This window comes from Nakamurella aerolata, from assembly GCF_013002705.1.
In the GTDB taxonomy this organism is placed as follows: Bacteria; Actinomycetota; Actinomycetes; order Mycobacteriales; family Nakamurellaceae; genus Nakamurella; species Nakamurella aerolata.
Genome location: NZ_JABEND010000013.1, coordinates 38,580 through 53,148 on the forward strand (window position 1 = coordinate 38,580; position 14,569 = coordinate 53,148).

Genomic DNA, 14,569 nt, shown 5'->3' on the forward strand with positions numbered 1-14,569 from the left:
CGGCGCCGACAGCGACGCCGGCGGTCTCGTCCTGCGAGGTCGATGCGGTCAGCGGCTAGGCTGGAGCTGCCCCGCGCGCCGGTTGTGGCGCGACGAGACCGCTCCTGACGTGGGACGGCTGGGCGGCCTGGATCAGGCCATCACCGGCGCCGTGTGCGCCGCTGTCCGCTCGCCGCTGCCCCGACCCGGGCAGCAGTGCGTCCCACGTCCGGAAAGCCGCTCATGTTCGCTCGATCCCACCTTTCCCCGTCCGTCCGATTCCGTCGAGGCCCAGTCGCGCTGGTCGCGCTGGTCGCGTTGGCGGTCGTGCTCGCCGGCTGCGGATCGGCGCCAACGCCCGCTGCCGGCAGCAGCGGTTCCAGCGGCATCAGTACCAGCGGCAGCAGTACCAGCGGCAGCGGTGCCAGCGGCAGCGGTCCCGACGGCGCGGGTCCGGCCACCGAACCAGCCGGCGGTGCGGCGGGCAGTGGTGCGGCTAGCAGCGGTGCGGCTAGCAGCGGCGCCCCCAGCAGTGCCGGTGCCAGCGGCGCCCCCAGCGGTGCCGGTGCCAGCGGCGCCGCCGGCAACTACCGGCCGGTGACGGTGAACAACTGCGGCTTCTCCGAAACGTTCACCGCGCCACCACAACGCGTCGTGGTGATCAAGTCGACCAGCCTGGAGATGCTGCTCGCGCTGGGACTGGGCGACCGGATCGTCGGGACGGCGTTCTTGGACGGGCCGGTACCGCCGGAGCAACGGGCCGCCGCCGAGCGCATTCCGCAGCTGGCACAACAGGTTCCGGGCCGGGAAGCGCTGCTGGGCGCCACGCCCGACCTGGTGTACGCCGGATGGGAATCGAACCTCACCGACCAAGGTGCGGGCAACCGGGAAGGACTGCTGGCCGACGGGGTGCGCAGCTACGTCTCGCCGGCCGCCTGCAAGAACAAGAAGTACCAGCCGGACCCGCTCACCTTCGACACCGTGAACAACGAGATCAGGGAGCTGGCCGCCATTTTCGGGGTGCCAGAGCGCGCCGAGGCGCTGATCGCGAAGAACACCGCGACGCTGGCCGCCGTCAAGAAGAAGGTGGCGGCGCGTTCCGGCCCGGCACCCAGAGTGCTGTGGTACTCCTCCGGCAGTGACCAGCCTTACGTCGGCGCCGGGATCGGCGCCCCGGCGATGATCATGCGAGAACTGGGCTGGCAGAACATCTTCGCCGATGTGTCCGACACCTGGGCCAGCGTCTCCTGGGAGCAGGTGGTGGCGGCCGATCCGCAGCTGATCGTGCTGGTCGACGCCACCTGGAACACCGCAGCGAAGAAGAAGGCGCAGTTGGCGGCCGGACCGGCCAAGGATGTCGACGCCGTCCGCAACCAGCGTTACCTCACCGTCCGCTTCCCGGCGACCGAGGCGGGCGTCGCCAACGTCGAAGCCGTCAGCACGCTGGCGGAGCAGTGGCAGCAGCTGCCGTGACCAGCGCAAGCACCGACGTCCGCGGGCCGAGGGCACCGGCCCACAAACCGGGCGGCACAACGCTTTCCGGACGGCGGCGCCGGGGCTGGCTGGTCGGAGCGCTGGCGCTGCTGGCCCTGCTGGCATCCGTCGCGCTGGCCACCGGCATCGGTTCGGTGAGCATCGGCCCCGGCCAGGTGTGGACGGTGATCGCGCACCAGCTCGGCCTCGGCGACGCGGCCCCGACACCGCAACAACACAGCATCGTCTGGAACATCAGGCTGCCGAGGGTGTTGACCGCGGCACTGGTCGGGGCGGCGTTGGCGGTGTGCGGTGCGGTGATGCAGACGCTCACCCGCAACGACCTGGCCGACCCCTACCTGCTTGGCCTGTCTTCGGGAGCCGCCCTCGGCGCGGTGTCGGTGCTGCTGCTCGGGTTGAGCGTCGCGCTGCCGATGGCGGCGTTCGCCGGGGCGGTGCTGGCGCTGGCAGCCACCCTCGCGCTGTCCAGGGGCTCGGCGGCCGGTGGTGTCGGCAAGGTGGTGCTGGCCGGAGTTGCTGTGGCACAGATCTTTTCGGCCGTCACCAGCGTTGTCATCTTTGTGACTGCCAGCAATGATGCCTACCGCGAGGTGCTGTCGTGGCTGATGGGCTCGCTGGGCGGCTCGCGCTGGTCGCTGCTGCTGCCGGCGGTGCCCATCGTGCTCGCCGGGGTCGCCGTGCTGGTGGCGCACAGCCGCGACCTGGACGCCTTCGCCTTCGGTGACACCGCCGCCGAATCGCTGGGGGTGGCGGCCGGGCGGACCCGGCTGGTGCTGATGCTCACGGTGGCCGTGCTGACCGGTACCGCGGTGGCCGTCAGCGGCGCGATCGGCTTTGTGGGTCTGGTGCTGCCACACCTGGTGCGGATGATCGTCGGGGTGACGCACGCTCGGCTGCTGGTGCTGCTGGTACCGATCGGTGCGGTGTTCATGATCTGGGCAGATACCGCTGCTCGCACCGCTTTCGGGGCGCAGGAGATTCCCGTGGGCGTGGTGACCGGCCTGGTGGGCGCGCCGGTGTTCGCGTTGATTCTGCTGCGCAGGTGGCAGCGATGACGCTCTCTGTGGACGAGGTGACTTCCCGCGCCGGGACCGCCGCTGAGCTGCGGGCAGCCGAGCTGGTGGTGTACCCGGCCCGCTCCGGCGACCGCGGGCCGGCCCTGCTGCGCGGGGTCAGCATGACGGCGCGGCCGGCCGGCGTCACCGGGTTGATCGGCCCGAACGGGGCCGGCAAGACCACCCTGCTGCGCAGTCTGGCCGGGCTGCAACCGATCAGCAGCGGCGAGGTGCTGCTGGGCGCGCGGCCCTTGCACCGGGTGCCCCGCCGGCAGCGGGCCCGGCTGCTGGCACTGTTGCAGCAACAGGCCGAGACGGAGCTGCCACTGGCGGTGCTCGACGTGGTGCTGCTCGGCCGGATTCCGCACCGGGGCCGGTGGCAACCGGTCGGCGACCGCGACACCACGGTCGCGGCGCAGGCGCTGCGCGCCGTCGGGATGGAGAGCTTCGCCGAGCGCCGCTGGGCGTCGCTGTCCGGCGGCGAACGGCAGCGCGTACAACTGGCCAGAGCGCTGGCGCAGCAACCCGAGGTGCTGCTGCTGGACGAACCGACCAACCACCTCGACCTCCGCGCCCAATGGGAAATCCTTGCGCTGGCAAGGGATTCCGGCCGCACCGTGATAGCCGCGCTGCACGATCTGAACCTGGCAGCGGCGTTCTGCGACCACCTCGTCGTGCTGGAGCACGGCACCGTCGCGGCGGCCGGACCACCGGCCGAGATACTGTCTGCCGGCCTGGTCGAGCAGGTGTACGGCGTGCGGCCCGAGGTGCTGCACACCGCTGCGGGCCGGCCGGTCTTCGCGCCGCCGGCCCCCTGAACTCGCGGCGCATCAATCGGTTTCGCGCCGCTCGGAGATGCCGACCGGCCGTGTCGTCCCGCGGTGGGTTCAGCCGAGCGGATCAGCCGTGTCGATCAGCCCGAACGCCCGCAGCTCGGTGCGCACCTCGTCGACCTCCTCCGGCAGCGCGTCGGGATCGCCGCTGAACCGCGGCCACCACGCGGCGACCCAGCCGGCCAGCGCGGCGCGCTCGTCGTCGGTGAAACCGGCGGGTTCGGCGCGACCGATCGAGCGGACGGTCAGCTCGGGGTCGGTCCAGAGGATGTCGGCGGCCGTACCCTCCAATACCCGCGGCAGCACATGCCGCAGTTCCGCGACGCCGCCCCAGGTGCCGGCGTTCATCAGCAACCGCCCGACCAGATCCATCGGCAGCTCCCGGACCGGTGTGGAGCGCAGCGCCGCGTCGTCCTCCGGGTCGATGCAGTGCGCGCAATAGTCCTCACCGGCCCGGCCGACCGCGGCGATCCGCCGCGCGGCAAACGCGGCATAGGCGTTGTCGACAGCTGCCCGCAGGTCCGCGGGCAGCTCAGCGTCCCGCTCGTCCGGCATACTCCGCACTGTAGTGACGCGATCAGCCCGATCCAGCCAGCTGACGCTGTCGTTTCCTGACCGGACTGCGTTGCCGCGGAGCATTCCGCACCGACCCGGAGTCACAACCCGGTCGCGCCGTCGATCGACTCGCGGATGATGTCGGCATGGCCGGCGTGCCTTGCGGTCTCTTCGATCATGTGGAACATCACGTAGCGCACGTTGCACTCGATGATGTCGGCGCGGGCGCAGCGGCTGCCGAGTTCGCGCTCGGCGACGATGGCATCGGATTCGGTGATCGCCTCGCGGTATCTACCGACCCAGAACTGGACGGTGTCAGTCTGGTCGACGATGAGGTCAACATCGGGTGGTTCCGGGCGGACCTCGGGCCAGCCGTCCGCGGCCGGCAACCCGGCCATCACCACCGCGAACCAGCGGTGTTCCCACGTGGCGGCATGTTTGAGCAGACCGAGCAGCGACAATGTGCTCGCCGTTGGCGCCGTCGCGGCCTCGGCGTCGGTGAGACCGACCACTGTGCGAATCAACCCTTCCCGCTGCCAGCCCAAAAAGCCGGTGAGTGCGGCACGTTCGGACTCGTGCAGGAACTGGGTGTCGGCCACGCCGGTCACAGTACGCAGCCACCAGCGGCCGGGTGCGAGTCGCAGCGGGCGCCTCATCATGCGCACGTGCCGCCTCGGCACCGCTGACAACTGGGCATAGTCGAGAGCCATACGCCCACTTAGAGCACAAGTGGGCTTAGCGTCATGCACGCCGCACCGGTTGGCGACAGCGTCCCGCGCAAGGCGCGCGAAGCCGGACTCTCAGAACTCGGCCAGCGCGGCCAACTGCCGGCCGAAGCTGATGAGTGAGCCGCGCAGCTCTGCCGGCGCCCAGTCGAGGGTCACCGTTCCCGCTTGAGACTGCAACTGGGCCAACAACAATGCCAGCCACGGCCAGCTGTCCACCTGCAGCACCACCCTGGTGCGGTCGCGGCCCAGCGGGACCAACTCGGCGTCGTGGTAGCGCACCACGTCGGCGACGGTGTCCGCCGCAGCGGCCACGTCGACCGACACCGGGCGTTTGCGGCGGTTGATGCCGGACCGCAGGTACTCCAGCGCCGACTCGGCCGGCAGCTCCCGGGCCGCGGCCGGTGCACCGGTACGCAGCAGGTCCGTCATCCGGTCCAATCGGAACAGCCGCCAGTCGCCGCGGCCGACGTCCCAGCCGACCAGGTACCAGCGCAGCAGGTGGTGTACCTGCCGGTGCGGTTCCACCCGGCGGTGGCTGCTCGCCGCGCCGGGCCCGGCCCGCCCCGAGCGGTATTCGAAGGTGACGATCTCGCCGGCCGCGATCGCCTGGGCCAGCGTGCTGAGGGTGGCCGCCGACACCGCAGGGGCGGCGGCCCGGCTGGTCTCCAGACTGGCCCTGATCGCCGCCACCTGCTGCCGCAGCCGGGTCGGCAGCAGCTGATCGAGCTTGCCGTACGCCCTGGTAGCCGCGGCGTCCACCCGGCCGGGGGCCGGCTCGGAACCGTTGCCGCGCAACCCCTCAGCGCCGTCGGCCAGCGGCGCAGTGCTCGCCAGTGACGCCAGTCCCAGCAGCGTTGCCACCGCCTCGTCGTCGTCCAGCACCAGCGGCGGCATGCTGCGGCCCGCCACCAACCGGTAGTGCCCGCCCGGACCCGGCTGGGTGTCGACCAGATACCCGTAGCCGCGCAACCGCTGCACGTCCCGGCGCAGGGTCCGCCCGCTCACCCCGAGCCGGTCGGCGAGCTCGTCGCCGGCGAATGCGCGACCGGTCTGCAGCGCGGACAGCAGGGCCAGCATGCGCTCGGTGACATCGGCCATGGCCCGATGGTGCCGCACATTGCGGCCAGAATCCGGCCGCAACTGCTCATACGGTGCCGGCATGCCAACTCCGAGCCGTCCGCACCGTTCGATCGTGATCCGTGGCGCCAGCACCAACAACCTGGCCGGCCTGGACGTCGACCTGCCCCGCAACGCTTTGGTGGTGGTGGTCGGTGTCTCCGGGTCGGGCAAGTCGTCGCTGGTCTTCGACACCATCGCCGCCGAGGCGGGCTTCCAGCTGAACGAGACGTTCCCGCCGTTCGCTCGGAACCGGCTCCCGAAATGGACACGGCCGCAGGTGGACCGGATCGGTGGGCTGTCGCCGGTGATCGTCGTCGACCAGCGCCGGCTCGGCGGCAATGCCCGCTCGACGGTCGGCACCATCACCGACACCTGGAGCTACCTGCGGCTGATCTTCTCCCGCCTCAGCAGCCCGCACGTCGGCGAGTCGAACCACTTCTCGTTCAACGATCCGGCCGGGATGTGCCCCGCCTGCTCCGGATTGGGCGAGGTGCTGGTGAGCGCTGTCGACAGGATGCTGGACTGCGACAAGTCGCTGGCCGACCGCGCGGTGCTGCTGCCCGGCTTCGGCAACGGCCAGTACTGGATGCGCTACTACGCCGACACCGGGGCGTTCCCGCTCGAGGTGCCGCTGCGGGAATGGCCGGCCCAGCTGGTGCAGGCGCTGCTGTACGGCCACAGCGCACCGCAAGGGTCACCGGCCACGCCGAAGGTCAAGCTGCCCAAGAATTTCGAAGGCGTCGTTGAGCGCTTCGACCGCATCTACCTGCACACCTCCGATCAGCTCTCCGAGCGCAAACAGCGCACCATCAACGAGTTCACCCGCACCGGTGTCTGCGGTGACTGCCACGGCGACCGGCTGGCCGAGCCGGCACGCACCGCCACCGTCGACGGGCGCACCATCGGTGAGCTGGCCAGGCTGGAGTTGGCCGAGCTGATTCGGTTCGTCGAAAAGCTGGAGAACACCAAGACCCAGCGGGTCGCCGGGGTGCGACCGGCGATCGAGGCGCTGCTGGAGTTGCTGCGGGCGCTGGTGACGATCGGCCTCGGCTACGTGACGCTGTCCCGCCCCACCACCAGCCTCTCCGGAGGTGAGTCGCAGCGCATCAAAACGGTGCGGCACCTGGGATCCAGCCTCACCGAGATGCTGTACGTGATCGACGAGCCGACGGTTGGGCTGCACCCGGCCGACGTCGACCGGATGGTGACGCTGCTGAAACAGTTGCGGGACAACGGCAACAGCGTCTTGGTGGTGGAGCACGACCCGGCCGTGATGGCACAGGCCGATCAGATCGTCGAGATCGGTCCAGGTGCCGGCGCCGACGGCGGGCGGCTGGTGTTCCAGGGCAGTTTCCGGCAGCTGCAGCGCTCGTCCGGCCCGACCGGAACGGCGCTGCGTGCGCAGCCGGCCGTCACCAGCACCCCGCGGACATCGACCGGAACGCTCACCATCGCCGGGGCGAAGCGGAACAACCTGCGGGACGTCACCGTCGACATACCCACCGGCGTGCTCACGGTGTTCACCGGGGTCGCCGGATCGGGGAAGTCGTCGCTGGCTGCCGAGTTGGCGGCGCAGCACGCGGCCACGGTGATCTCCCAGCGCCCGGTCAGCGCCAACCGCCGCTCGACGCCGATCAGCTACACCGGGATCGGCCCGGCGATCCGGCGATTGTTCGCCGCCCGCAACGGGGTTGGCGCCGGGTTGTTCAGCGCCAACTCCGCCGGCGCCTGCCCGGACTGCAAGGGCCTCGGCGTGATCTACACCGACCTGGCCTTCATGGACGGCCAGGAGGTGGTCTGCGAGACCTGCAATGGCCGGCGCTTCACCCCCGAGGTGCTGGGCTACACGGTGGACGGGCTCTCGATCGCCGACGTCGACGAGCTGACCGTCACCCAGGCGCTGAAAGCGTTGCCGGACAAGCAGATTCAGCACGGATTGCGGCAACTGCACGACGTTGGGCTCGGCTACCTGCGGTTGGGACAGTCACTGTCGACACTGTCCGGTGGCGAGGCGCAGCGGGTGAAGATCGCCAAGGAGCTGCGAGAAGCCCGGCCCGGCAACCTGTATCTGCTGGACGAGCCGACCACCGGGCTGCATCTGAGCGACATCGACACGCTGGTCGGGCTGCTGTCGGCGCTGGTGGACGGCGGTCACACCGTTGTGGTGATCGAGCACAACCTCGACGTGATCCGACAGGCCGATCACCTCATCGACCTCGGGCCCGGTCCGGGCCGGCACGGTGGAACCGTGCTGTACTCCGGCCCGGTCGCCGGCTATCGCGGCGCCGACACCCCCACCGGCCGCGCCCTGGCCACCTGACCTGGCCGGCTGACCCGGCCCGGCGGGACCGGCCCGGCGTCCTGGGCCCTGCGTCCTGGGTACGGGAGAGCACAGCGGGTGGGCGCGGCGCGGTCCTGGACAACGCTTGGCAGGATGGGCAGTATGCGCAGCCCGGTGCCCGATTACCTGCAGCAGATCCTCGACGAGTGCGGCGGCGACACCTCGGGTGCCACCGCCGACTACATTCCCGAGCTGGCCGCGGCCGATCCCGACCTGCTCGGGGTGTGCCTGTCCACCATCGACGGCACCAGGTACGAGGCCGGCGATGCCGAGGTCGCGGTGTCGATCCAGTCGATCTCGAAGCCGTTCGCCTATGCGCTGGCGATCGCCGAGCACGGACTGGATCACGTATTGCAGCGGGTCGGTGTTGAACCCAGCGGCGAGGCGTTCAACGAACTGTCGCTGGAACGGGACTCCGGCCGGCCGCTGAATCCGATGATCAACGCCGGCGCGCTCACCACCCACGCGTTGATCGGGCCACCGGACGCCGACGCCGAACAGCGCTTTGAGCTGGTGCGGCAAGGGCTTTCGGCCTTCGCCGGCCGAGAGCTGGAGGTGGACGAGGCCGTCTACTCCTCGGAGCTGGACACCGCCTACCGGAACATCGCCATCGCCAACATGCTGCGCAGCTACGGCGTCATCGACCATGAGCCGATGGATGTGGTGGCGGGCTACACCCGGCAGTGCTCGGTGCTGGTCACCAGCCGTGACCTTGCCGCGATGGCCGCGACGCTGGCCAACGGAGGGGTGCAGCCGAGCACCGGCGAGCAGGTGGTCGAACGGTCGGTGGTGCGGCAGGTGTTGAGCGTGATGATGACCTGCGGCATGTACGACGCCGCCGGCGACTGGATGTCCACCATCGGTTTCCCGGCGAAAAGTGGTGTCTCCGGCGGGATTCTCGGCGTTCTTCCCGGCCAGGTGGGCATCGCGACGCTGTCGCCGCGGCTGGATGACCACGGCAACAGCGTGCGCGGGGTGCAGCTGTGTTCGCGGATGTCCAGCGACATGGGCATGCACATCATGGAGCCGCCGGAGCCGGCCAGGGCGGTGGTGCGGCGCGACCGGGTGTTGCGCGGCCCGACCGGTCGCCGGGTGCGGGTACTCAGCCTGCAGGGCGCGATCCAGTTCAGCGGCGCCGAGCTGGCCCTGCACACCCTGCAGGACGGGCTGGACGGTGTCGACCGGCTGGTGCTCGACCTGCGCAGGGTGGCTTCGCTCAACGACGTCGCCCAGCGCATGCTGGCCGAAGCCGTCCGCCGGGTGCAGGCCGACAACATCGCTGTGACCGTGCTGGACCCGGAGCGCAGGCTGCCGGAACCCGCTGCGGGACAACCGGTTCCGGAGTACGCGGACGACCTCACCGGGTACGCCGACCACGCCAGGGAGTAGGTCGGCCGCCTCACCCTGCTGCGCCGCCTCACCCTGCTGCGCCGCCTCACCCTGCTGCCCTGCCTCACTCTGCTGCGCTGCCCCACCATGCTGTGCTGTCTCACCCTCCTGGGGCGCCCTGCCCGGGTGCGCCGGCCGGCGCACCGCCGCCGGTCGGTGTGGTGCCGGTGTCCACCCCGGCGACCAGGCTGGCCCGGAAGCCGGCGGTGAGATTTCCGGTGACGGTGGCGAGCTGGTGCGCGCCGCCGTCGTCACCGAAGACGTTGTCGCTGCCGAGGCTGAGCCCGGCGAGGTTACCGACCGACTGCTGGTAGCCGTCGGTGGCGTACACCTGCTCGCAGATGTGCTGCGGCAGCGCCATTTGCGACGTCGCGATCGCGTTACCGGCATCGCTGATCGAGGCGCGGTTTGGATAGACCTCGAAATGCACGTGCGGCCACCGCCCTGAGTAGCAGGCCGGGAAGATGCTGGTGAAGCTCACCGTTCCGGTCTGGTCGGTGAGCTGCACCCCGCGCAGGTAGTTCTCGTTCTCGATCCCGGTGCCGTACAGCGAGTATGCCCCGTCCCGGTTGCAGTGCCAGGCATACACCGCCGCGTCGGCGAACGGTGCACCGCCGTTGGCCAGGTCAAGAATGGTGAACGCAAAGACGAACGGGACGCCCGGTGCCGTCGCCGACCCGGTGCCGAAGCTGGAGCGGATGTCGCTGCGGACGATGCCGGACTCGGTCAGCACGTCCGGCCCGTTCGAGCCGTCTCCCGGGTACGGGCCGGCCGTCTCGTCCGGGATCTCGGTGAGACCGGCCGAACCGCTTGCCGCGCTGCTGGATCCGCTGCCGGCCGATGCGCTGCTGCCCGTGCCGGTACTGCTCGACGTACCAGTGCTGCCCGACGTAACAGTGCTGCCCGACCTACCGGTGCTGCCGGCCTGGACGGCGCCACAGGCCGCCAGGGCGGCAGCCCCGGCGCCGAGGCCGAGCGCGCAGCACGCGCCGCCGGTTCAGCACCGTGCCGATGTCGAATTGCAGTCCCTGGTCCACCACCTCCTCGTCCGGGCGGGGCAGTGGCCGGCCCTGATACGAAGGCCCTGCTGGGAACTGGTCTTGGCCTGGTCCTGGCGTCGGTTCGGTCATCGTCGAATCCTTGGGTCGGAGAAGCATCCGTGGGGAAAAACGTTGTCCCCGATGGTGTTCGCCGTTGCTGTCGGACGGCTGTGCGTTGCCGGAGCTGAGCCTGTGGTTCCCTCGGCGGCCGCTCGGCCCGGGCGAGCCAGATGTTGCGCACCTCGACGATGCTGTGCCCGGCCGTCCCCAGACCCTTCGGCGCTGCGGGGCCGATGGTGGCAAGCGGCCGGGTCACCTAGGCTGGCGAGGTGCAGCGCAGCTTCTCCGGCGAGATCTGGTACTGGCGCGGGCCATCGCCGTTCCACTTCGTCACCGTGCCGGACGACGTTGCCGCACAACTGGAATCGCTGTCGCCACTGGTCAGTTACGGCTGGGGGATGATCCCCGCCGAGGTGCGGATCGGCGGCACCGACTACTCCACCGCGCTGTGGCCGAAGAACGGCGGTTACATCGTCCCGATCAAGGATGCGGTGCGCCGGGCCGAGTCGATCGACCAGGGCGACACCGTCAGCATGCGGCTCACCGTCCGCGAAGAGCCGCCGCGACCACGCCGCCGCGGCTGACCCGGCGTCGGCAAGACGCGCTGACCGGTGCAGAGTTCAGCGCAGGGCGGCGAGCACCCTGTCCACCCGGCGTCGCCGGGTCTCCGCCGCCTTCGCGCCGGTCACCAGCTCGACATGCCCGCGCTGCTTGCTGAAGGACAGCGCGTCGAAGGCGGCTTGCAACCCCGCGGTGTTCAGCGCATCGGCCAGATCGTCCGGAACGTTGACGGTGCGTTCGGCGGTGTCCAGCGCCAACCCGACGGTGATGGTGTCGCCGGCGGAAACACCTGCGGCGGTGCGGTTCTCGGCGCTCAGCGGCAGCATGAACACCCCGCCGTACACGGCAACCGTACTGCGGTAGCGGTGCCGGCCGATGTGCACCGTCACCTTCGGCTTCTTTCCCGAGCCCAGCTCGGCGACCACCTCGGGCGGAACCTGAAACCCGGTGGCCGTCTTGCCGTGCAGTTCCAGCGTCGTGGTAAAGCGGATCATCCGATCAGTATGAGCCGGCTCACGCTGCGACCTGTCGATGTCACACCAGGGCGCCGGCCGGTGTCCTGATGCCGTATCCCGATCAGACCGATCACCCCGAGCCGTCCAGGAGCAACCATGAGCAATCCTCGCATTCCCGCCGCGAAAGTCACCGGACTGTACGGAAGGGTGGTCAGCATCGTTTCCCGGCGGCTGCTCGGCCGCGTTCCCGAGCCGTTGGGCATCTACTTCCACAACCGCAAGGTGCTCGGCAGCTACCTGTCTATCAGCCAGAAGTCCCAGCGCTGGAACGCCTGCGACGCCGGCTTGAAGTCGTACGCGCACATGGCGGTGGCCGCCCAACTGGGTTGCAGCTGGTGTCTGGACTTCGGCTACTTCGAGGCCTTCAATAAGAATCTGAACCTGGACAAGGCGCGGGAAGTGCCGCGTTGGCGCGAATCCACGGTGTTCACCGAACTGGAGCGGGACGTGCTCAGCTATGCCGAAGCGATGACGCTGTCGCCGCCGCAGGTGGACGAGGCGTTGTCGGCCCGGCTCCTCGGTGCGCTCGGTGCGCCCGCCCTGGTGGAACTCACCGCGTTGATCGCGCTGGCCAACTTCTATGCACGATCCAACGTCGCGTTCGGCATCGAATCGGAGGGTTACGCCGACGCCTGCCAACTGCGTCCGCTCGCCGCCGCGCCGCAGGCTGCCGGCGTGCCGTCGTGATCATGAATCGCCGCAACAGTTTCGGGAGTTCTCCGGACGAGCGTGCCGGCGACCCACCGGGTGCCGGCACCGGCACCGACGTGTTCGTCACCCACCGCAGCCTGCTGTTCACCGTTGCGTATGAGCTGCTGGGTTCCGCCGCCGACGCCGAGGACGTGGTGCAGGAGACCTGGTTACGCTGGTCCGCCGCCGCGCGGGACGAGGTCCGCGAGCCGCGTGCCTACCTGGTGCGGATCGTCACCAGGCAGGCGCTCAACCGGCTCCGCACCCTGGCCCGCCGCCGCGAGGACTACGTGGGCGACTGGCTGCCGGAACCGCTGCTCACCAGCCCCGACCTCGCCGACGACGTCGAACTCGCCGAAAGCGTTTCGCTGGCAATGTTGACGGTGCTGGAGACGCTCACCCCCACGGAGCGGGCGGTGTTCGTCCTGCACGAGGTGTTCGGCGAGTCCTACGACGACATCGCCGCTGCCATCGACAAGCAGCCGGCCGCCGTCCGGCAACTCGCGCACCGGGCCCGCGAGCACGTGGCGGCGCGGCGACCGCGGCAGCGGGTCAGCGCGGCGCAACAACGAGCCGTCATGCAGAGCTTCGTGCAGGCGGTCAACAGCGGCGACCTGGCCGGCCTGGTCGACGCGCTGGCCCCCGACGTGGTGCTGACCACCGACGGTGGCGGGCTGAAGAAGTCCGCGCTCCGCCCGATTGTCGGCGTCGACAAGGTGCTGCGGTTCCTGCTCGCCGTGACGCCGACCGGGCCGGCGATCAGGGCAAGCACGCTGACGGTGAACGGTGAGCCGGCACTGCGGATCGATATCGACGGCGCGGTGGACTCCATCGTCACCGCCGAGATCGTCGACGGCGCCGTGACCGGGCTGTATGCCGTGCGCAACCCGGAGAAGCTCACCGCACTCGCCGACGAGGTGCCGCTCAGCAGGTGAGCTCGGTGTGCTTGGTGTGCTTGCTGGCCGTCAATGAGCAGGGTCGGCCAGCGCAGGAAGCAGCCGACCCGAGAAAAACTGTTGGTAGCCAAGCTGATCCGGGCCGAGGAACCGCAGCTCCAGCTCGTCGGCGCCGGCGTCCAACAGCTGCCGGATGCGGGCCACATGCGGTTCCGGCGTGTCCCCGACCACCACCTTGGGCGCCAACTCGGCCGGATCGGTGGCGCGCAGCAGCTGCTCGAAATCGCGGGTGGTGCGCACCTCGGCGCTGGGATACCGCACCGCAAGATTCGGTGCGTCGGCCAGCGCCGCGGCAGCGCCCGCTTCGTCCGTCGGGCGCACCAGCGCGTGGTGCGAGCGGACCACCAGTTGCAGCGACGCCGGATCCCGGCCGGCCGCCTCCGCACCGGCGCGCATCCGCTCGCCCAGCAACCGCACCTGCGCGGGATCGGACGACTCGGTGAGAATGCCGTCGGCGACCGCCCCCGCGCGCCGGGCGGTGACCGGCCCCGACGTCGCCACCAGCACCGCGGGCCGCTGCCCCGACAGCGTCCATAGCCGACTCTGCTCCAGCGTGAAATGCTCGCCGCTGTGCCGGATCTCCTTGCCGGAGAACAGTTTCCGGATGATCTCCAACGCCTCGAACATCCTGGCGATGCGCTGCGGCGGCTCCGGCCAGTAGCTGCCGGCCAGATGCTCGTTGATCAACTCACCGGCGCCGAGCACCAGCCGGTGCCCGCCCGGGTACAGGTCGGCCAGCGTCGCCGACGCCTGCGCCACCACCGCGGGATGCATCCGGTGGGACACCCCAATGACGCCGGGGTGCACCGCCAACGGTTCCGCCGGCGCCGCTGTCGCTTGCGCGGCTTGCCCGGCCGCTGGGAGTTGGGTGGCTTGGCCGGCTGGCGCTGTGGCTTGCGCGGCTGCTGGCGCTGTGGCTTGGGCGGCTGCCGCCGCGACGGCCCAGACGAAGGGGGCCTGGCCCTGCGCAGCCGTCCACGGCGCAAACCGGTCAGACAGCACCACACCATCGAAGCCGTTGCGTGCAGCGGCCGTCGCCAACTCGACCGCCGCCCGTGGTGCGGTGCGCTCCAGCGCGATCACGATGCAAAAGCGAGTCACACCGGCCATCATGCGGCATCCCAGCAGCGGGCCAACGAGGTTCCCGACCCGATCCGGGGCCTCCCGCCGGCGCCGAGTGAGTTGCTGAACTCATGAAGAGCTGGCGGAACCCGAGGTGGCTCCGGCAATGCTCCGTGTGGCGGAGCATTGCCT

13 protein-coding genes and 1 pseudogene are annotated in these 14,569 nt (G+C 70.3%); 8 read left to right on the forward strand and 6 right to left on the reverse strand.

Features of this window, described 5'->3' with window-relative positions:
* Window positions 1-222: 222 nt before the first annotated feature.
* The 3 genes from HKD39_RS17245 to HKD39_RS17255 are packed head-to-tail and all read left to right on the forward strand — an operon-like array spanning window position 223 to window position 3,346.
* On the forward strand, window positions 223-1,452 hold the full coding sequence (locus HKD39_RS17245; protein ID WP_171201114.1) for an ABC transporter substrate-binding protein: 1,230 nt from the start codon (window positions 223-225) through the stop codon (window positions 1,450-1,452).
* Window positions 1,449-2,528, forward strand: coding sequence for an iron chelate uptake ABC transporter family permease subunit (locus HKD39_RS17250; RefSeq protein ID WP_171201115.1), 1,080 nt, complete (start codon window positions 1,449-1,451; stop codon window positions 2,526-2,528). The genes HKD39_RS17245 and HKD39_RS17250 overlap by 4 nt, the downstream gene beginning before the upstream one ends.
* On the forward strand, window positions 2,525-3,346 hold the full coding sequence (locus HKD39_RS17255; protein ID WP_171201116.1) for an ABC transporter ATP-binding protein: 822 nt from the start codon (window positions 2,525-2,527) through the stop codon (window positions 3,344-3,346). The genes HKD39_RS17250 and HKD39_RS17255 overlap by 4 nt, the downstream gene beginning before the upstream one ends.
* Before the next feature lie 69 nt (window positions 3,347-3,415).
* Here HKD39_RS17255 and HKD39_RS17260 read toward each other — a convergent pair whose 3' ends face one another.
* The 3 genes from HKD39_RS17260 to HKD39_RS17270 form a co-directional block, all read right to left on the reverse strand.
* Window positions 3,416-3,916 carry a hypothetical protein gene (locus HKD39_RS17260; RefSeq protein ID WP_171201117.1) on the reverse strand — a complete coding sequence of 167 codons (501 nt, stop codon included), beginning with the start codon at window positions 3,914-3,916 and terminating at the stop codon, window positions 3,416-3,418.
* A 101-nt stretch (window positions 3,917-4,017) separates the two neighbouring features.
* The gene (locus HKD39_RS17265) at window positions 4,018-4,515 is read right to left on the reverse strand and encodes a mycothiol transferase (RefSeq protein WP_171201118.1); all 498 of its coding nucleotides are present in this window, start codon (window positions 4,513-4,515) and stop codon (window positions 4,018-4,020) included.
* 201 nt (window positions 4,516-4,716) lie between these two features.
* Entirely contained in the window at window positions 4,717-5,742 is a 1,026-nt protein-coding gene (locus HKD39_RS17270) for a helix-turn-helix transcriptional regulator (RefSeq protein ID WP_171201119.1), read from the reverse strand.
* Window positions 5,743-5,803: 61 nt separating this feature from the next.
* Here HKD39_RS17270 and HKD39_RS17275 point away from each other — a divergent pair, with 61 nt between their 5' ends.
* Window positions 5,804-8,083: an ATP-binding cassette domain-containing protein gene (locus tag HKD39_RS17275; RefSeq protein WP_171201120.1), complete on the forward strand. Its 2,280-nt coding sequence runs from the start codon at window positions 5,804-5,806 to the stop codon at window positions 8,081-8,083.
* A 123-nt stretch (window positions 8,084-8,206) separates the two neighbouring features.
* Window positions 8,207-9,493, forward strand: a complete 1,287-nt coding sequence (locus tag HKD39_RS17280; protein ID WP_171201155.1) for a glutaminase — start codon at window positions 8,207-8,209, stop codon at window positions 9,491-9,493.
* Window positions 9,494-9,593: 100 nt separating this feature from the next.
* Here HKD39_RS17280 and HKD39_RS20695 read toward each other — a convergent pair.
* Window positions 9,594-10,623, reverse strand: a pseudogene (locus HKD39_RS20695) (intradiol ring-cleavage dioxygenase).
* Between the two features lie 239 nt (window positions 10,624-10,862).
* Between HKD39_RS20695 and HKD39_RS17290 the strand changes: the two are divergent.
* Window positions 10,863-11,177 (forward strand): DUF1905 domain-containing protein, encoded by a 315-nt coding sequence (locus HKD39_RS17290; protein ID WP_171201121.1) that lies wholly within the window; start codon window positions 10,863-10,865, stop codon window positions 11,175-11,177.
* A 36-nt stretch (window positions 11,178-11,213) separates the two neighbouring features.
* On the opposite strand, the gene HKD39_RS17295 is transcribed toward HKD39_RS17290, so the two are convergent.
* On the reverse strand, window positions 11,214-11,648 hold the full coding sequence (locus HKD39_RS17295; RefSeq protein WP_212754707.1) for a YdeI/OmpD-associated family protein: 435 nt from the start codon (window positions 11,646-11,648) through the stop codon (window positions 11,214-11,216).
* Window positions 11,649-11,765: 117 nt separating this feature from the next.
* Between HKD39_RS17295 and HKD39_RS17300 the strand changes: the two genes are divergently transcribed.
* Together HKD39_RS17300 and HKD39_RS17305 are read left to right on the forward strand one after the other, a co-directional pair.
* A complete protein-coding gene (locus tag HKD39_RS17300) occupies window positions 11,766-12,356 on the forward strand; it encodes a carboxymuconolactone decarboxylase family protein (RefSeq protein WP_171201122.1) in 591 nt (196 codons plus the stop codon).
* Between the two features lie 2 nt (window positions 12,357-12,358).
* Complete coding sequence (locus HKD39_RS17305) at window positions 12,359-13,294, forward strand: RNA polymerase sigma-70 factor (protein WP_171201123.1); 936 nt, start codon at window positions 12,359-12,361, stop codon at window positions 13,292-13,294.
* Between the two features lie 30 nt (window positions 13,295-13,324).
* Here the strand turns inward: HKD39_RS17305 and HKD39_RS17310 are convergent, their stop codons facing one another.
* Window positions 13,325-14,416, reverse strand: a complete 1,092-nt coding sequence (locus HKD39_RS17310) for an LLM class flavin-dependent oxidoreductase (protein WP_171201124.1) — start codon at window positions 14,414-14,416, stop codon at window positions 13,325-13,327.
* Window positions 14,417-14,569 lie beyond the last annotated feature (153 nt).